Genomic DNA, 19,080 nt, shown 5'->3' with positions numbered 1-19,080 from the left:
CCTATGAAGTCCTTTTTCTTACTAGCCTTCGTCGTGCTTGCTATCGGCGCGAAAGCACAATCAAGTGCGAAGATTACCATCGGCAAAATCGATAGTCTTCGCTCCAGCATTCTGAATGAAAAGCGAAAAATCTGGGTGTACGTCCCCGAAAGTGGAGGGGGTGATGTCTTTGCTAAACAACGCTATCCGGTAGTTTATCTGCTCGATGGTGATGCCCATTTTTCATCCGTTGTCGGGATGATCGAACAGCTTAGCCAGGTCAATGGTAATATGATTTGTCCGCAGATGATCGTCGTTGGCATTCCCAATACCAACCGAACCAGGGATTTGACCCCTACGCATGTTGACAGCGATCCTCCATTTATGGGTGGCGATTTTGCCAAACCTTCGGGAGGAGGAAACAACTTTCTGTCGTTCATTGAGAAGGAACTGGTCCCTCATATCGACTCGCTGTACCCGACGCAACCCTACCGAATGCTAATTGGCCATTCGTTTGGTGGTCTGGCGGTGATGAATGCACTGATCAATCGCCCCAACCTGTTCAATTCGTACATCTGCATCGACCCCAGCATGTGGTACGACCACATGACGTTTCTGAAAACCACCAATAAGGCCTTGAGTACGCAGAAATTTACGGGAAAGACACTCTATCTGGGCATTGCCAATACGATGAATGAGGGTATGACACTGGCTAAACTACCCAAAGACACAGCGGCTGCCAATCAGCATATACGCTCCATTTTCGCGCTAGACAAGCATATTAAAGCCAACCCACAAAACGGACTAAACTACAGGAGCAAGTACTATCCCGACGATACCCATAGCTCGGCCCCGCTCATTACCGAATACGATGGACTACGGTTCATTTTTGAATCCTACAACCTGAAACTTAACCAAAAGGACTTCACCGATACTACAACGGCCCTGGCCGACAAATACGCAGCCCATTATGCGCGGGTTTCGAAACAAATGGGGTATACGATCAGCCCTTCCGAAGGACAGATCAATGCACAGGGATACAATGCGCTCAACAGTAAGCAGTACCGAAAAGCCGAAAGCTTGTTTAAGCTTAACATTGCCAATTACCCCAACAGCTTCAATGTGTATGATTCATACGGCGATTATTTCATGGCCCGCAAGGACCCTAAAAACGCTATCGTACAATTCCAGAAAGCCCTGTCCCTGAAAGAGAATCCGGAATCACGACAAAAGCTGGAAGCCTTACTGAAACCTAAATAACGGCTCGTTGTTGCTCGTCCGCGATTGCATCGCGGATACTTGAGGTTCGCATCTGCTATGCCAGAACCAACTTATGATTCCAGTCCATTAACCGAAATTTGTTAGCGTCGCAGACGCGGCCCTCCGCAATGCAATCGCGGACGAGCAATCCCAAACGAGCGAACTCAAACCTAAGCCTAACCAATTAGTCATGAAACGATTACTTCTTTTTAGCCTCTGGCTGCTCTTGGGGCAGGCTAGCTTTGCTCAATCCAATAGTGTACTTATTGATGCGACCAGCCGGTTTTTAGCGACGCTGGGTACCGATGAACTGGCTAAAACACAATATAACTTTACGGACAGCCTTCGGTTCAAATGGACGAATCTGCCGGTTGGCCTCGTGCCACGACCGGGTATTCAATATGGCTCCCTGTCCGACATTAGCCGGATGGCCTTTCACCGGGTCTTGTCGGCTATGCTGAGTTCGCAGGGGTATCTGAAAACGACCAGTATCATGCAACTGGACGATATCCTGAACACGCTTTATCAGCAGGCATTCGACAGCGGTAAAATCGACCAGAAAACGCTTAAGATGATGCAGGACCTCAAATGGGCGCATGGCAACTACTATATTTCTGTATGGGGTAAGCCGCAGTCTAATGAGCCTTGGGGGCTAAATTTTGGTGGGCACCACCTGGCCTTAAACCTCACCTGCGATGGTCGTAACGTATCGATGTCACCGTATTTTATCGGCACCGACCCATCCGAAGTAAAGTCGGCGAAGTATGCCGGATGGCGCGTGTTGAGCAAGGAGGAAGATTATGGGTTTATGCTTATCAATGCCCTGACCGATGCCCAAAAGAAAGTTGCGGTTCTGCAACAGAAAATACCGGGCGATATTATCACCAGTCCCCAAAGCAGCCAGCGTATTACGAATTATTATGGTATTGCCGCTAGGCAGTTCACCAATGATCAGAAAGATATGCTGAAGTTGCTCATTCAGGAATACACGCACAATTTTGAGCATCAGAAAGCCCATTTGCTCTTCGAAAAGATTCTTAAATCGGGCATCGATAACGTGTATTTTGCCTGGATCGGCAATCTGGAAGCCAACAAGCCCCATTACTACATCATCAATGGGCCCGATTTTCTCATTGAATACGACAATGTTGGTTTTCAGAACGATGGCAATCACATCCATGCCATTCTACGTGAAAAAGGCAGCGATTTTGGCCAGGACTTATTGAAACAGCATTATTTACAGAGTCATAAGTGATCAAACAACATTGCGTCCTCACGGCTTATAGCAACTTTCTATAAAGTGGCTTCCTACAAGGAATACGGTTTCAAATAGAGTTGCGACAAGAAATAGCCGCCCCCAATAATCAGCAACGGCATGGCTACGGCCAGCCAGATGACCGCCCAGCCAAAGGCACCAAAATAGGTCAGGATGACTGGATTATCGGGATCGCTGGCATTATAGACGACCGTTACTTTTTCGCCTACCTCCCAATCGGGGGGCGAAGCCGCAAACATATACGAATAATAAACCTCCTGACCACTGATCGTATTATACTTAAACACCGGCCTGTATGTATATCCTTTTTTAGACTTTTCCTTTTCGAGTCGATCAACAGTGGCAATCGTACGGCTACCCGACTTTATGAGTACAACGGCCTTAGAAAACAGCGATGCAGAAATGCCGACTAAGACAATTCCAACCAATAACATAATTGAATAGACCATAATTTTTGTCGTTGAAACCTGCTTCATGCTTGCTTGCGACTAAGAATTCATCAGTTCAACATGATGACTCCACCTTTTACCTCAACCATCGCATCACCTTTGAGCGACGTCTGTGTGCCCTGAAGTGAGAGCTGGCCGTTGGCTTTGATTTCGGCAGTAGCATCGGCTTCGGCCTGCACCTGAGCACCTTTCACATTAACCTTCGCTGTTCCTTCAATCTTGACTTCGTTGGTTGCTTTCAGTTCGATGTTGTTCTGCGCTTCAAGGGTAATGTTGTTCTGCGCTTTTACTTCAATATCCTTGCCTTCGATGTGTACAACGCCCTGGGTTTCGATCGTGATTTTACCATCGCCACTGAAGGAAAGTAAAATGCGTGTATCGTCCTTGTTGACGTTGGTCAGTTCTATTTTTTCTTCGCCATCCTTATCGTACAGGCTGATTTTGTTGCCCGCTTTCGTCTGGATGGTTTTCTGAATGTTATCGCGGTACGTATAGTCTATTCCGTTTTTTTTCGGGTATAGACTGGTCATTACATACGGATACTCGGCCAAATTTGATTCATAGCCGATCATGACCTGCGCATCGATTTCGGGCACGAACAGCATGCCTTCGCCATCGGAGGTATACGGGTGTGCCACCCGAAGCCAGTCGGATTCTTTACTGTCGCCGGGCCACATGAATTCGACTTTCACCCGACCCAGTTTTTCCGGATCCTCATTATCGACTACTTTAGCTAATTCGGGCTTACCTACTGGCAACTTAAACGAAGGATTGGGGGGCGGATAAGAGACCGAATCGGGTACAGCCCGGAAGGTATTGGAATAGTTTCCGCTACCGTCGAGTGTATGCGACACGTGCGTAATCCGGTAATTGCCAAAGTTTTCTTCCGACGTCCCTCGTTCTGTGATCCGGCTACCTTTCACAGCAATAACGGTCCCGACCGACATATCCGGGTTTTCACCAAAACCCTGAAAAGCGACCAGCCGACTCGTTTCCATTGCTTTTTGGGTCTTGGTCACATCGTCCAGTTCTTTTTGGCCATACACCAGTTTAGGCAAGGGCAATTGTGACTCCTGACTGAACGTTTTCTCCGATTCGTCTAACGTAAAATCACCCCATTGCCCCAGACCACTCAACTGCTGATCACTTGAATGGCTCTGATAGGTTTCATCGGCGATGTAATCGTAGCGGGAATACAGGAATTTAGCCGGCATGATTTTCAAACTCATGGCGAACGTCTGCATGCCATCGACGTTAAAATCGACTTTGTGGTCGTCTGGCTTGCCAAACACCAATTGCAGCCCATCGTAGAAACACCACTCCCCATACTCGGCTGCCAACCGCGCTAAAAACTCAAAATTGGTTTCATCGTACTGCACAACGTACTTCAGTGCTTCCGACGATTTCGGATTGACCGACCGTTTGAGCAGATTATTGGGGTACGGATTTAAGACCTGATTGACAATATCACCTAAACTACACTGCAAAAACGTTCGACGTAACCGACTGTCTTCCAGCAATATGGTCAACCCATACCCTTTTAACAGGAAAACGTTCGACATATCGCTGGTGTTTTTCAGTGCCAGCTCCGTTATGATTCCTTTGAACTTAAAATCGAAGTTACCGTCTTCGAGCAGGGGGTCGAATGAAAACTGGACGGTTTTACCAACCACGTTCCGATGTGACTCATGAAAGAACAATTCGTTGGCGTCTTCCAGATCCTCAAACGGCACAGAGAATTCAAACTGGTGGTGGCCGAATAAGTCCTGCTCAATAGACAGCGACGAGACGTTTTTCAACTCTTTGCCGCCTTCGATTTCTACGTGCGTTACGACCTGTTGGGCCATTTTTCAGGTGTTTTTGTGGTCGATACCATCCAGTGTGATTGCTCCGGCTGATATTCGTAGAAGAATACAATTACTGACACGGGTCCGATCTACAAAGTGGACTAGAGTCTTCGTATTAGACACTACCCGTTGATTAAAATCATCTTCGTTCGTCAGGTCCCATTCAGCCAGTTCATCTAAGGAAACCTGCACCGAATTGACATCGATATAATTGGACGTTACAAACTCAAAATAAAGCGTTAGGTAGGCTTCTTTGAATTCGAGTTTAGTTAAAGTCGATTGCTGGTCGGTGCGTTCAAATACGATTTCGCCATCCTTTTTTGTAGTGGGTCCCGTAGCCCAATCACCCAGAATATCTTCATCGCTGCTATCCAGAATTAGTTGAATCAATCCCCCTCGTACTCCCGACGTAGGTCGACCATTATCGGTCTTTTGCCCTAGTTTATGATAGCATTGTAGTACGCTGAATTCTTTTCCTTCAACCGTTAATGTTGATTTAAATGACATTGTCTTGCGCGATTTAGGACAAAGAAAAGATTAGACTCGTAATGTCGATTTATTGATGGTAAGCTCCCCCCCTGTAATGTTTATAACCGTATGCATATAGTCTCTATCTGAGAAAAACTCATCCTCGTATCCAGTGCAGTGCGCTTTCTTAAATTCGATTTCTTTGAATGTTGCGTCCTCGTCGATACGGCTCAGTATTATTTTCCCGTCTTTTTGCATATTCGGGTCTATCATCCAGTTTTTCACGGTCGTATCGTCCATGGCATCCAGACTAATGACAACACTCCAACCTGGACGCGATGCCGGTCTTCCCCGTTGGTCTTCTTTACGGCCAACTCTCAATAACAACCAATTGATTCTAAAAGCGTTGCCATCTACGTTTAGTGTTGCGTCGTAAGCCATCGATTAACTATTTTCGTGATCAATACCATCAAGTGTAATTTTACTGGCCGAAATGCGCAATAGAATGCAATTGCTGATTCGTGTACGTTCGGCAAATTTGACCAGGGCTCTCCTATTGACTATAACTCGTCGCTCATCCTCACTTTCCGTTGATATATCCAGAATGAAATAATCTTCAATAGCGGTTAAAACACTATCAGTACTAACATGGCTGGATGTCATAAACTCGAAGTACTGAGTCAGGTACGCTTCCTGAAATTCCAGTTTTTGCAACGAAGACTGCTGGTCGACCCGATCAAAGACAATCTCGCCATCTTTTTTAACCGTAGGACCAGTTGCCCAGCTACCCAGCAGGGGGTCATCGCTGCTATCCAGAATGACAATAATACGACCGCCTAACACCCCTGATGTGGCCCTACCCTTCTTATACTTTTGATCCATAAGATGGGTGCATTGCAACACATTGAATTCTTTACCTTCGACTGTTAATGTGGCTTTAAAGGACATCTGACCTATGGTTTAAAAAATGAAACTAAACCCGAAGTGTAGCGTCATTGATCATAACCTCGCCACCCGTAATGTTGATGATGGTGTTGAGGTATTCAACGTCAGCGAAAAATTCATCTATATAACTGGTGCAGATGGCCTGTTTAAACTCGATTTCTTTGAAGGTAGCGTCTTCATCAATCCGATTCAGAACAATCTTCCCGTCTTTTTGCATATTCGGATCAATCATCCAGCTTTTAATGGTACTATCGTCCATAGCATCTAAGCTGATCACGATGCTCCATTCGGGCCGAGATGCCGGTATGCCTTTCTTGTCCTCATTACGCGCTATCTGCATGAGCATCCAATTGATAGCGAAGTCTGTACCATCTACGCTGAGTTTGCCTTCGTACGCCATAGCTAACTAGATATAAGGTTATTCGAGTTTACCATTCCATTTATTTTCAAACTGAGTGTCCTGGATTTTCAGCTTTTCGCACGACATGGTGACGAATAGACAATAGGGGTTGTTGGTTCGCTCCTGAAATTTCCGTACCCGGCTCCACATATTTTGCAACAGGGTATTATCCTTTCGACCTAATCGAAACCCTCTATACTGATAATCGATCACATCATCACTCAAATCCTCGCCCGAACTAACCCGCTTGTAACTCACGTTTGGGTTCCCTACATTTTCATAAAAGCTTTCCGAAACATCCGTCACAAACGCATTCTCAAATTCATAGGTCAGCATAACCGAATCCTGATCGTCGCGGTAGGTTTTAATGGTACCGCTCTCAAAGCGGGTTTTATCGATCATCCATTCAAAAAACAGATCCGTTCCGCCTTCCATAATCAGGTAGAAATCGCCAAGCTTCACGCCAGAAGCAGGCTTACCCTGATCATCGCGGGACTGCTTGAACGCCACGGAGAACTCAAGAACTGGAATATCTTCACCGGAAACACTTAAAATTGCTTTATGAGCCATGATACTAATTCGTTAATGTTCAGAGTAACATTTTATTCTAAGTCCCATTCGTGCTCCATCGTCGCATTGCCGTTGGATACTTCTTTGCCCGTAAAGAAAAGATTGGTTGTCTGGTAGGAAGCATCTCCCGCAAACATCTCCAGCATACCAACACAGAAGGTGCCGTTATACGACCACTCCTTCAGTTTGGTTTCGCCTTCTCCTTCATCGTCAGTTTTGTAAAAGGTAACAACAACGTCTTTTTGCATCGATTCATCGAACATCCATTCGCTGAAGGTAAATTGCTCCTGCACATCAATCGAGGCAAATAACAGCCAATTCACTCCAGAAGACGGTTTCCCTTTCGAGTCTCGACTGCGGGAAGCGGTAAAAAAGATTCGGCGCAGTGGTAATTCGGTATTATCTACAGTTAGAGAAGTGCGATACGAGGCCATTCGCAAAAAAGATTAAAAGTGAAAAACATAGATCAGCCAATAAGTTTACCGTCCCCACTGATTTTTGTGGTCCACATCGCGAATGGTAATTTGCATGCAGGACATCGAAATCATTAGCACGTAGGATATACCGGTTCGTTTCTGAAACGTCCGGGTTTTTGCAATCGAATTTCCCAGCACGTGTGCACCGATATCGGACTCGCCATTATCCCGCTGGAACGTGACGGCATTAATCCATAGCTCAAAATCTTCACCATCGCTTTCGATATCACTGACCGTATTGAAGGAGTTTTGCATGTCCGCCGTGTAGTAATAGTTTTCCAGTATAGACGAGAGAAAACCCTGCACGAATGAGTACTCAACAAACGGAGTATTATCCTGGTCGGCTCGGAAGGTTTTCAACACACCACTTTCCATCCGGGTCGGTTCGCTGATCCACTCGAAGAAGGTGTCATTCCCCCCGCGAATGATCATGAAGAAATCACCAAAAAAAACGCCAGAAGCTGGTTTGCCCTCATTGTTAGTCTGCTGATAAAGCGACACTTTAAATTCAAGCACATTGAAGTCTCTTCCGCAGACGGATAAGATTGCTTTGTTTGCCATAGTAATAAAGGAGTTAGCTTGACTAGACGGTTAGGTCGTCCAGTTGTTATTTATGGTGGCATTTCCATTTTCAACGGTCGTACCCGAAATGATAAGCTGAGTCTCCATCACACCGGCGTCGGCCACAAAGTTTTCCTGGAATCCAACACAATATGCTTTGGCGAATTGCCATTCTTTTTTAGTATCACCGCCTTCGTAGAACTTGAGCGATACGTCTTTCTTCTTAGTCGGATCTACCATCCATTCGGTAAAAAGTGACTCATCGGTGGTATCCATGTGGATATTTACCGTCCAGGCAGATTCCGAGATCGGGCGACCATTTTTATCTGACTTTCGGGCCACATAGAAGTTGACCCGATTCAGAATATATTCCATATCGTCAATCTTTAGCGTAACTACGTACATAAGCTTAAGAGTAAAGAGTGAACAGATAATCGACAACAGACTATTGCTGATCGTAGTCAGCTTTCCATTCCGCCGAATCTGGATCATCGCCTTTCTGCCCGTCGAGTTTAAGCAGGAAGGTTTTGGCGGGGAAATACGGTACCATGTGAATGTCGAGCAGGATACGATCTTTCTGTTTAGGGTCTCGCTCGAAACGTAGTAGCTTGAACTTCTCGATGAGCTTACCCGGCCCCGTTACACTATCCAGAAACTTCACAATCTGCTTCTGAATGTCCATCCGGGTATTCGTATTGAAATTTTCGAACGCCCGACGATTCAGGAAATCAATCAGCACTTTGGTGATGTAATCGAATACCCGAACGACTGAATACGTTTGCAGACCGAGGTTATCACCGTTGAAAAGCGTTTTGGCCGAGAACGGCATTACTTTCCCGTACTCGTTCACCATTGGAATGAGGCCCATCTTTTCCAGTGTCGAAATCTCGCTTTTCTTCAGCGGGAACCGTACGCCGTCAGCCTCGTTCAGGGCACCATGCTTCCGGCCAGCCGATACCTGCGACATAACGGTTGCGTACAGCTTACCGGCCAGCGCTGCCGACCCAGGCACATACAGGTCTTCTTCTTCGCCCACATCCTGGTGCTTTCCTCGTCCGGCCAGCCAGTTGCAGGTCATCATCACATTGGAGAGATACGCATCGCCCCCCGTCAGATCGGCCGACTCAAACAGGTCGATCACATCGTCGGGAGCGTCCAGGTGCTGGAAATCCGTGACGAGCATCACCTTATTTTTATGAGCGATCTGCGCCCACTTGTCCACAACTTTTTTCGATCCTAGGTAACCAGGCAGGACGAGCAGTGAGTAACTATCCCGTAAGTCAAGGCGGTCGAAGGTACGGGCAAACTCTTCGGCCACGGCATCAATAAATGTCGTATTGTCGAGGTCCGTAAGTTGATCAGGCTCGGCGTTCATAATGTTGACATTCTTCGCCTTATCCTGCTCCGTATTGGCATAGAAACTAGCTACCGACCGATACGACTGCTCCAGCCCTCGGTTTGCTTCGTAGGCCCGTAATAAGTTTTGGGCAAGGAGTTCCTGGGCTGATTCAGCCTTGTTCTGAGCCGTTTCAGCCAGTTCGCCTACGGTGTCGGCACTTCCCAGCAAATCCAGCATCAGTTCCAGCCGTTTTTTCAACTCAGTTCGCTCAGTAGCCTTTGACTGCTCGGTCAGAAAGATTTTTTTGCGGGCTTTTTTATCCGGGTTCATATTCTGAACACCTTCGATGGTGGTTTCCAGGATAGAAAAGCCGCCGTACTTAGCCAATTTGGCTGAACTGCTCTCAAGTGAGGGTATATCTTCGGCGAGTTTTTCGCCTGTTTTAAGTGGTTTATTCTGTGCTTCCATGTTGTGAGTTTTCTGTTTACAGTTTTCTGTTTTTAGTTGGCTGACGCGTCAGCAACTGAAAACAGAAAACAGAGGACTGTAAACTATTTTATTGCGCTTCTTCCAGTTCGCGAATCATAGCCTGAATAGCCGCGACATAGGCTGCTTTTCCGTCAGGATTTTCGAGCATGGCTTTCAAAATCTTGTTCGACTTCAATTGCTTCACATACCGCTGAAAATCTTCGAACGTCATGTTCAGTTGCTGTAGGTACTCGCTCTGGGCAACGATCCCTTTCTTACCAAAATCGGCCAGGGAGTTAAAGCGAAGCGTTTCGCTGATGGAGCTGCCATCTTCGGTCGTAAACTCGACCTCCTGCTCCGGTTTGAAATAGGCAAATACTTCTCCTACCGTTTTAAGCCCTTCAACCACCTGCGGGGTAAACGATGGATCGGCCGTCAACTTCTCAACAAGGAGGGTTTTATTCTGTGGGATGTCGACAATACTCTCGCTGACGTTGAGCTTTCGCTCCTGCCCACCAATTCCGTAATCGAACATAATGTATACTCAGTTAAACGGTTAGAATTCAACTCTTTCAGTTTACAGTCTTGTAGATTCAACTTACACCTATCCCCCAATCAGTACGGTTGGGCAACCGACTACAATGCTCCCTCCGTGAGCGGTTGTATCCCCCATGCGGGCAGCCGGTTTTCCACCAATGAGCACCGATGTAGATCCCATGGCGATCACGTCAGGAGGGCCGACACAGACACACATATCACCTACAACAGCAGCGGGTTGTCCGCCAATCAATACGGTTGGCATACCTGGTCCGGTGATAGGTCCCCCAACGTGCGGAATCGGTACTACGGCTGGGGTTTGCATCGGGCAAACGTGCATATCGGCTAAGCGTGCGGCTGGTTGTCCCATAATTAGATCGTCAGATTGGGTCAGAACTTGTCAGGGTTGGTCAGATAGGGTCAGGAGTAGTCAAGGTTGGTTAGGAAAGGTCTTTTGCTACCAATTCCTGACCATCCTTGACCGTATTTGACGGTACCTGGCTAGTTGTTTCTTCGTGTGTAATGGTCCATTGCAACTCTTCGTCTTTCACATCGACATGAATGGTGGAACCTTTGGTCACTTCACCGGCAATAATCATCCGGGAAATGGGTCGACGAAGCTGATTCCGAATTACTCCTTTCAGTTGCCGGGCTCCATACTGCGGTGTAAATCCTGATAACGCCAGATGCTTACGTGCTTCCGGTGTCAGATCGAGCGAAATACCCTGCTTGGCCAACTGCTCAGTCAGGCTACGAAGATGGAGCGTAAAAATCCGAATGGCGTTCTCCTCGGAGATTGGCGCAAAGGGGACAATTTCGGTCAGGCGAGCCAAAAACTCCGGCCGGAAGTGGCGGCTCATGGTCTCCATCAACTCGGTGTTGGTTGGAATCTGCCCCTCGCCAAATCGCTGGATAACCAACTGACTGCCAATATTTGAGGTGAACAGTACGACAGCATCTGAGAAATCACCTTCTTTGCCCAATCGGTCATGCAGTCGGCCTTCGTCCAGAATTTGCAGGAAGATGTCGAACACCGACGGGTGAGCTTTCTCAATTTCATCGAACAGGACCACCGAATAGGGTTTTTCGCGGATCTTATTCACCAGCAATCCCCCCTCTTCGTAGCCCACATAGCCCGGAGGAGCCCCGTAGAGCAAAGCTGCCGAATGCTCTTCCTTGAACTCCGACATATCGAACCGGATCAGGAAGGACTCATCATTGAACAGGAAATCAGCCAGGGATTTAGCCAGCTCCGTTTTTCCGGTTCCGGTTGGTCCCAGCAAAAAGAAAGAGCCGATGGGTTGACCTGCTTTGGTCAGGCCGGAGCGCGACTCCAGAATAGCATCGGCAACGGCTTTGACGGCATGATCCTGCCCGATAACGCGCTGCTTCAATACCTCATCCATCGCCAGCAGTTTGTCCCGCTCTTTGCTTTGGATTTTACCCAGTGGAATCCCCGTTTTATGCGAGATCACAGCCGCTACATCATGCCGATCGACAGTTGTTTTTTGAACATCGGTCAATGTCGAGAGTCGGGTCAGTTTCTGTTGAATGTGCTCTGCCAGCGTCGAGACGGATTCAAATGGGTCTTCTGCCGACTCATCTTCTCCTTCAGTTTCTGCAGCCAGGTTAGCCAGCAGAATCGGGCTGATCTTCGCTTCCAGTTCCTGATGCAGGTAGCGTAAATTGCTCAACGAGCCGCTACCATCAAACGAATTGGCCAATTGATTCAGTTGTTCAGTCAATTGGGCTACTTCAGCGGGAGTCCGCTCGCTGATCATCCGAACCGCCGACAGGGTTCGGTCGAGCAGGTCGACGGCGGCATCGGGCAACCGACGATTGCGGCTATAGCGCTTGGCAAGCGTAACGGCTTCCGAAACGGCATCGACCCCAACCGTAAGCTGGTGATGACTCTCATAAAACGGCACCAAACGTTGTACCATTCGAATGGCCATTTCGACCGAAGGTTCTTCTACCCGTAACACATCGAACCGACGGCTAAACGCTTCGTCCGTTTCAATGTATTTTCGGTATTCATCCAGCGTGGTAGCCCCAATCACGGTCAGATTCCCCTTAGCCAGTTCGGGCTTGAGCAGATTGGCAACTCCCGTACCGAGTGGTCCCCGGCTGTCCAGTAGTTGGTGGATTTCGTCGATGAACAGAATGATTTTGGCATCCTGTTTTAACTCTTTCAGAATGCTTTTCAGCCGATCTTCAACCTCGCCTTTATAGGATGCACCCGCTACCAATGCTCCCAGATCGAGTTCGAGCAATCGGGCATTTTTCAGGTGGCCCGGTACATCACCCGCAATAATATTGAGCGCAAAGCCATCGGCCAATGCCGTTTTACCAACCCCCGGCTCGCCGACCAGAATTACATTGGGTTTGGTTCGTCGCCCCAACGTCTCGGTCATCATCCTTACTTCGCGGTCCCGGCCCAAAATCGGGTCTAGACGACCTTCGATGGCCATAGCGGTTTTATCAACACAATACCGCAACAACGCCTGTTCCGGTGCCGGTTTAGTAGCTCCTGCCGGTCGTGACCCCGTCTCCGAACCGGCTGTTGGCGCTACGGCCGTTTGCACATCGGCATCAGCCAGTGCTGCCTGCATCAGTTCAGCCTGTGTCAGCGGGAAGCTTTTTAGTTGCTCTACCGTAAAAGCCACACCCGGTTTTAGCAAAGCCGCCAATACGCAAACCGGATCCGTCTGTACTTTTCCTAACTGAATGGCAACCAGATCGGCCAGCTCCATGGTAGCTTTCACCTGTTCATCGCCCGGTGGATTAGTCGATAGACGGCTGGCTTTGGGGCTGGCTTCAATCCGAACCTCTGCCCACTCCCGCAGGTAAGGCACATCCTGCCCCAGCACACCCAGCCAGGAAGCCAGTCCAACTTCATTGTGGAGCAAGCCCATTAGGAGATGCGCTGGAGCGAACATCTCATTCTGATACTCCTTCGAAAGGGCCTGGGCAATCTGTATAGCCCGTTTTACTTCTTCAGTGTATGCCATCAGAATCGGGGTTTAAGAAAATGTGGCAAGGGTAGCCAGGTATTGTCAAGAGTGGTCAGGCTTCGTCAAGTGTAGTCAGAGGTGGTCAAGGGTAGTAAGTCTGATGCTTATAAGTATACCAGACAACGCTTAACCACACCTGACCACATTTGACAATGCTTGACCTTCTTCAATCGGACCCCAATCGGCGCAGCTTGGCATTGATTGCGGTAATACGCTGCTGCGCATCGGGCCGGGTATTTTTTTCCAATGTTTCTACCGCAAATTCATACAGCGGTCGACGCCAGAGAGGTGGGCGATTGGTAGCATCCGCTTTTTTCTCGCACCGATCAACAATATCCATTTCTACATCAGCCCGCGATACACCCGCTGACGTTGGAGCCGATACGGTAGGCGCTGGAGCACTACCAGCCGCTTTCAATTGGGCCGTTAACTCATTAATTCGATTTTTGGCCGTAACCAGATCACTGGTGCACTGCTGAAACTGCGACAGGTAGTTCGGCCCTCCACCACCCGATGGAGCTGGAGCGGCTGCAGGGGCAGAAGATTTGGCTGCCAGTAGTTTCAGCATTTCGTTTTCCTGACGAGCCTGAGTCAGTGCGGCCGTTAGCTTGTCAATCTGGCTGGCATCAATGCCCTTCTTGTCCAGCAGATCACGTAAGTAACTAATGCTATTACGGTAGGTCAGCACGGCATCATAGGCATTGATGACCCCATGCGACAGTTGCTTATTGACAGGCTGTAATTGCACCGTATCGGCTTTCAGGCTATTTACCTGCTGCTGAATACCACTTTCCAGACCAGAGAGTTGCGTTTTTAAACTACCCCTTTCGATATCAGTTGCTTTCAAATAGGCCTGATCAGTGATTTGTAGCGTTTTCAGGTTAGCCGTTACACCATCCATTGGCTTCATCAGCTTTTGGGTTTGCTCATTCAGCGTTTCGGTCAGTCGGGCGTTTTCCTGCTTCAGCACATAGTTTGGCGCACTGAACAACAGATATACAGCCAGTAAGGGTACACTGAGCGAAAGACAATACACCCCAAGGAAGCGGCTGAAGGCTTGCTGGCGTTCGGGTTTATTGAGAGGTTCCATCGATTATATAGAGAGGATTTTTTTATTTGCCAGGTGTTTCAGGTTTAATGTTTCAAGTTAACTGATGCAAGAGATAATAAGGCATTCGTAATTCTTGCGTCAGCCAGCTGCTACAACAATTCGTTTGAAACCTGAACCATTAAACTTGACACGTATCTTAGTCAATGTTAACTTATTTTCAGACAGTTACTTAGAACGACTTATTTAGCGGTCCTACCCAAGCGGACTCCAACGCGAACGGGGTTTTTCGGGGGGTGTTTCCTTCACTTCATGTTCGATGATGAATACGTTTTGCCCCTTGCGTTTTCCGATAAAATCTAGTTGAGCCAGCTTGTAGAACACATTCGAGATGGTTCGGTAAAAGGTATCCAGTTCGGCCAGCAGATTGGTCAGTTCGGTGTGCTCATACGGGAGTTGCAGCACAGCATTGAGTTGGGCTTCCAACGCTCCAGGCGTCAGGTCGGCCCATTCGCTGATGTAGCCAATAAACTCTTCCCGCTCGCGTCCGCTAAGCATGGTCATGACTACCCGCATGGCCTGAATGGGGCGTAAAAGCGTTTCAGCCATGTATACCGGTGGTTCATAGGGAACAATCCAGCTATAGCGCGTACTGATATCGCCAAGGGTAAATGCAATGCGCTCGGCCATGAGTAAGGTGCTGGTTTGCAGTGCATTTCGTGGGTCCCGCTCTTTGGTACGCTGCAAAATTTTATACGCATTCGTTTCCAGCGATTCCAGGTGTTTACCAAACTGCTGGTGCCACTGCTGGAGCCGAGGTAAGCTGTAGACCGACGTGCAGGCCGGAATGTAATCGGGGTCCTGCTGCACCTCGCCATTACCGTACCGTAGCCGCCCAATAATCAACTGGTAACTTAGTTCACCGGGCCGTACCTGCAATGAAGGAACCACATCGAGCCGGTACTCAGGACGGGTATGCGGATGTCGAGGTGGGGTTTCGGTCAGGATGGGTTCGCCAGCAGGTACCCGTTTGAACGGATCTACTGTCAGCAAGACATCGAAGGTTTGTGGCTTACCCGTCTGTAGGCCGTACGTAGCTGCCAGCGTCGAAAACGAGGTCGTACACGTCAGTGAATCGGAGGGGTTATGATAGTCGATTCGCCCCCCATGCGGACTGACGGCCCGACAGGTACGAAGCTGGACCTTTATATTCTGATTGTAATCGCATTGAATTTGCATGTCGAGGGCGTTCGTAGCGGGCAGAATGCCATAGCGAAACCGCGACAGACCCATTGCATTGTTATCCCGCAACTGGTCGTGCATGAAATTTTCCCACTCTGTAAAATGGCGCCGGGCGATCTTCATGCCATCGACCCAGTTTACAGGAAGATACGAGAGTTCTGGTATTGTCATAGTAGAGAGGGTTAAATCAATGATGAATGATAAATGATAAGCTTCTTATTAGAGAAAACTGGCTACGCTAATTCATCATTCATCATTTATAATTCATCATTCTATACGTTTGTTGTAAAGTCAAGTCGGCCAAATACCTCATCTTCAGTCAGTAAAAAAGTATCTTTTAAAGCGGATGTATCCAGTTCAATACCTATTGCCGCATCCAGAGGCACCAGATACCCTGTCAGCCATTCGATCATCCGACGACCATTGTTGCCCGGCAGGTAATAGGATACCCGCTCTGGGCGATCAAGATGTACGGTAATTCGCAGCAAGGGTTCTTCATCGCGCAACCAACCATCAAACACGGAGCTTTCGCCTAGCTGCCATTCACCCAGTGGCGCGGTATCAGCCTCTATCAGGGTCATACCAGCCGGGTCAAGCTGTAGACTCACCCGCTCTTCCAGCAATTGTTCGAAACAGGCCATCATGGCAGTCAGGTCGCCGACCATCTGATGGACTACGGGTAAGATGTACAACAGGCGTTTTACCTGCAACGACGTGAGGAAATTGGGGAGGTTCCAGAACCAGCTTAATACCTCATTCGGTTGATCAGTATCGGTATGAATCGGATACGCTCGTTGCTCCTGTTCAAGGCGAAGCCGTTGTCGGAAAAACTCCTGTTCAAAGGGTAGGAAAAACTTCCGGGCCTCCTGTTCACGCTGACGCTGAATGCTTATCTCGTTCAGGATAACTTCTTTGGAAGTTGCCACCTCATTGGCCGTTGGCTGATGGAAAACGCCTTCGGGCAAGAGATCGTAAAGGCTGCTGCGATTCAGGTCGATCTGCAACCATCGCTTCGACATGTGCTGGGCTTCTTTCCATTCGGTTTGGCTAATGTCGCGTCCAAACGCCCGCCTGGCCAATCCGACCGGATTCAGAATCAGTTCATCGAGCGAAATCCCATCTTCGAGCATATCCGCCAGTATTACCTCAGCCTTCAGGTCGATGGGCAGATGTTTAATTCGTTCGGCGTAGATAGGAAGCAGATCCATAAAGCACTGAAATACAATCGGTTCAACTGATTTTGTTTACTGGATGCTGGGCTGGTCTACCTCGCTGTTAGCCCGACAGTACAACGACCTCATACGGTAATGCCGAAACGGATTGTGCTTCGAGCTTTCGCTGTAACAATATGGCCTGCTGTTGCCAATCGGCAGGCGAATAGCTGCTTCGGCCAGCGGGTTGTAAACCGACCCGAATGCACCGCTGAAAGCCATTGGTGGGTAGTGGGTCGATCCGAAACGCTCGTTCGATCCGTACCGATTGGAGGTGAGTTCCAAATTCAGCCTGACAGGCAGCCCGCACATCCTCCAGCGTTACGATCCGATTGCGGGTCAGCAACGCCCGTTTATACTGGGTTATTTTTTCCGACTCTTTCGGCCGTTCGCGTCCACCTGTCGTAGTTGTGATCAAAAAGCCACCATCTTTTCGAAGATTATTGTCGGCATACGGAGTCAGGCGGCTACCTACCGGAAGTCGATTAGCAGCTTCTCCGTCGCAGGTCCAGTATTCAATGAAAACTGTGTCGCCAGTCTGTTTCGGTTTGATGATCAGGTAGGGAATCGAATCTCGTTTCTGGGTTTTCTGATCAACTTTTGCTTCGAGCCGGGCCAGTGCCTGATTCAATTCGCGAATCACTGACGTCAGGAAATCCTCACCCAGAGCGGCAAAGGAAGCACTTTCATCGCGCAATAAGTCCTGCAAATTGGTCAGTGTTTGTCGTGCATCCCGATCATCGAAACGACTTACCCCATATTGTATCGTGTAGGTTTCGGCTTCAACGTCGGACATGGTTCCCAGGGGAATTGCCGTTAACTGACGATTCTGGCTGGTTCGCACGTCACGTACGGCTAAAAAACACCGATCCGTTTCAAGCGGGATAATATTAAAATTCTGCTGGAGTCGATACGTAATTTTGTGCAGCCGTCGGTTGACTACTGGGAAACAATTGATCCCGCAAACTACACCTGCCAGCGCCTGCAAGCTAACTGTATGGGGCAATCGGACTTCAACCCACCAGCAAGACTCCCGAATGGTCCGTAATTCGCGATCCGAGAACCACTGGGCAAAATCAGGTGGGAAAGATTGGCGATGCTCAGAAATCGCTTTGAACAGCGGAGCCGTCTCAACGGTCACAAAATGGCGTTCGTAGGTATGAATCGCCTGTTTCTCCACCTTATACATAACATTGAATTCGGCCTCCAGCAACGATCCCGACGTATCGGTACTACTAGCCGACGGTAACCCCGCCCGTACTGGTAGGGGTTGACCAGCCAGCCGCCAGGAACCCATTGTCAGAATAGCCAGATGCTCCTGCCGGTCGGCCTCGGTAGGCCAGTCAAAAAAGAACGAGACACCTTCCAGCGATGTGACATCCTCATCCAGTTCTAAGCCTAGCCAAAGGGATTGATAGGGCAATACAGCCGCTGCCCCCTGTCGCTGAGCAACCGGGGTTTTCTGGATTGCCTCCTCGACTCGAAACAGGGTTTCCGTCGTAGCGATATACCGGACAGCCCCATCCACAATCGGGAACGTTCCGACTGGTGAAAAAAAGGCTTCAGTTGCATTAGTTGAATCGGTACGGGTGGTTCCGGTTCGTTTAAAACTAAGCTGCGTTGCGACCGTCAGAGGGAACCTGGGCTCCACCGGACGGGCCTGGGCAATGGCAAAAGCAGGTCGGGCCACATCAGGCTCGGGGTGCAGTACCTGCGCCAGCCGATCGAGCAGTCGGGTTTGGGTATTTCCGATCTCAGCCGATATCCGTTCAAATTCCATGGCACAGGCTTCGATCAGCAAGGCCACTAATGGATCAAAGCTATCCAGATCTGTTTCGGCATACCCCCATAACTCAGCCGCCCGGCGTAGCATCCGGGATTTGACTCGCTCTCGGGAAAAGCCTTCAGAAACAAGATCGATAGCCATTTTTATAGGTTAGTTGAGTTTCCTGGTTGCGGTTTCAGGTTTGATGTTTCACGTTCCAGGCTG

General features: G+C 48.6%; 20 protein-coding genes. 2 read left to right on the top strand and 18 right to left on the bottom strand.

The genetic code is table 11. The features are described from left to right. Positions 1-3 precede the first annotated feature (3 nt). Together ACYVFD_RS00485 and ACYVFD_RS00480 are read left to right on the top strand one after the other, a co-directional pair. Positions 4-1,239, top strand: a complete 1,236-nt coding sequence (locus ACYVFD_RS00485) for an alpha/beta hydrolase-fold protein (RefSeq protein WP_461087431.1) — start codon at positions 4-6, stop codon at positions 1,237-1,239. A 190-nt stretch (positions 1,240-1,429) separates the two neighbouring features. Further along, on the top strand, positions 1,430-2,494 hold the full coding sequence (locus ACYVFD_RS00480; RefSeq protein WP_461087429.1) for a DUF3500 domain-containing protein: 1,065 nt from the start codon (positions 1,430-1,432) through the stop codon (positions 2,492-2,494). Between the two features lie 53 nt (positions 2,495-2,547). Here ACYVFD_RS00480 and ACYVFD_RS00475 read toward each other — a convergent pair whose 3' ends face one another. The 18 genes from ACYVFD_RS00475 to ACYVFD_RS00390 form a co-directional block, all read right to left on the bottom strand. Continuing rightward, a complete protein-coding gene (locus ACYVFD_RS00475; protein ID WP_461087427.1) occupies positions 2,548-2,964 on the bottom strand; it encodes a DUF3592 domain-containing protein in 417 nt (138 codons plus the stop codon). 50 nt (positions 2,965-3,014) lie between these two features. Continuing rightward, positions 3,015-4,811 (bottom strand): type VI secretion system Vgr family protein, encoded by a 1,797-nt coding sequence (locus ACYVFD_RS00470; RefSeq protein WP_461087425.1) that lies wholly within the window; start codon positions 4,809-4,811, stop codon positions 3,015-3,017. A 3-nt stretch (positions 4,812-4,814) separates the two neighbouring features. Beyond that, positions 4,815-5,318 (bottom strand): type VI secretion system tube protein TssD, encoded by a 504-nt coding sequence (gene tssD, locus ACYVFD_RS00465; RefSeq protein ID WP_461087423.1) that lies wholly within the window; start codon positions 5,316-5,318, stop codon positions 4,815-4,817. Between the two features lie 30 nt (positions 5,319-5,348). Then, complete coding sequence (gene tssD / locus ACYVFD_RS00460; RefSeq protein WP_461087421.1) at positions 5,349-5,720, bottom strand: type VI secretion system tube protein TssD; 372 nt, start codon at positions 5,718-5,720, stop codon at positions 5,349-5,351. A gap of 3 nt (positions 5,721-5,723) precedes the next feature. Further along, on the bottom strand, positions 5,724-6,227 hold the full coding sequence (tssD, locus tag ACYVFD_RS00455; RefSeq protein WP_461087419.1) for a type VI secretion system tube protein TssD: 504 nt from the start codon (positions 6,225-6,227) through the stop codon (positions 5,724-5,726). A gap of 25 nt (positions 6,228-6,252) precedes the next feature. Further along, entirely contained in the window at positions 6,253-6,624 is a 372-nt protein-coding gene (gene tssD, locus ACYVFD_RS00450) for a type VI secretion system tube protein TssD (protein WP_461087417.1), read from the bottom strand. 18 nt (positions 6,625-6,642) lie between these two features. Then, complete coding sequence (gene tssD, locus ACYVFD_RS00445) at positions 6,643-7,194, bottom strand: type VI secretion system tube protein TssD (RefSeq protein ID WP_461087414.1); 552 nt, start codon at positions 7,192-7,194, stop codon at positions 6,643-6,645. Positions 7,195-7,226: 32 nt separating this feature from the next. Further along, entirely contained in the window at positions 7,227-7,628 is a 402-nt protein-coding gene (gene tssD / locus ACYVFD_RS00440) for a type VI secretion system tube protein TssD (RefSeq protein WP_461087412.1), read from the bottom strand. A 45-nt stretch (positions 7,629-7,673) separates the two neighbouring features. Next, positions 7,674-8,231 carry a type VI secretion system tube protein TssD gene (tssD, locus tag ACYVFD_RS00435; RefSeq protein ID WP_461087410.1) on the bottom strand — a complete coding sequence of 186 codons (558 nt, stop codon included), beginning with the start codon at positions 8,229-8,231 and terminating at the stop codon, positions 7,674-7,676. 30 nt (positions 8,232-8,261) lie between these two features. Next, a complete protein-coding gene (gene tssD, locus ACYVFD_RS00430; RefSeq protein WP_461087408.1) occupies positions 8,262-8,636 on the bottom strand; it encodes a type VI secretion system tube protein TssD in 375 nt (124 codons plus the stop codon). A 40-nt stretch (positions 8,637-8,676) separates the two neighbouring features. Further along, positions 8,677-10,038 carry a DUF5458 family protein gene (locus ACYVFD_RS00425; RefSeq protein WP_461087406.1) on the bottom strand — a complete coding sequence of 454 codons (1,362 nt, stop codon included), beginning with the start codon at positions 10,036-10,038 and terminating at the stop codon, positions 8,677-8,679. Between the two features lie 88 nt (positions 10,039-10,126). Next, positions 10,127-10,573 carry a hypothetical protein gene (locus ACYVFD_RS00420; protein WP_461087404.1) on the bottom strand — a complete coding sequence of 149 codons (447 nt, stop codon included), beginning with the start codon at positions 10,571-10,573 and terminating at the stop codon, positions 10,127-10,129. A 69-nt stretch (positions 10,574-10,642) separates the two neighbouring features. Continuing rightward, positions 10,643-10,945: a PAAR domain-containing protein gene (locus ACYVFD_RS00415; RefSeq protein ID WP_461087402.1), complete on the bottom strand. Its 303-nt coding sequence runs from the start codon at positions 10,943-10,945 to the stop codon at positions 10,643-10,645. 70 nt (positions 10,946-11,015) lie between these two features. Then, entirely contained in the window at positions 11,016-13,586 is a 2,571-nt protein-coding gene (locus tag ACYVFD_RS00410) for an ATP-dependent Clp protease ATP-binding subunit (protein WP_461087400.1), read from the bottom strand. A 169-nt stretch (positions 13,587-13,755) separates the two neighbouring features. Beyond that, a complete protein-coding gene (locus ACYVFD_RS00405) occupies positions 13,756-14,679 on the bottom strand; it encodes a hypothetical protein (RefSeq protein WP_461087398.1) in 924 nt (307 codons plus the stop codon). Between the two features lie 213 nt (positions 14,680-14,892). Further along, complete coding sequence (locus ACYVFD_RS00400; protein ID WP_461087396.1) at positions 14,893-16,050, bottom strand: hypothetical protein; 1,158 nt, start codon at positions 16,048-16,050, stop codon at positions 14,893-14,895. 101 nt (positions 16,051-16,151) lie between these two features. Continuing rightward, positions 16,152-17,087: a hypothetical protein gene (locus ACYVFD_RS00395; protein ID WP_461087394.1), complete on the bottom strand. Its 936-nt coding sequence runs from the start codon at positions 17,085-17,087 to the stop codon at positions 16,152-16,154. 67 nt (positions 17,088-17,154) lie between these two features. Next, positions 17,155-19,017: a type VI secretion system baseplate subunit TssF gene (locus ACYVFD_RS00390; RefSeq protein ID WP_461087392.1), complete on the bottom strand. Its 1,863-nt coding sequence runs from the start codon at positions 19,015-19,017 to the stop codon at positions 17,155-17,157. Positions 19,018-19,080 lie beyond the last annotated feature (63 nt).

This window comes from Spirosoma gilvum, from assembly GCF_054776815.1.
The sequence above is the reverse complement of the archived record's forward strand: the minus strand, read 5'-3'. Positions and strand labels throughout refer to the sequence as shown.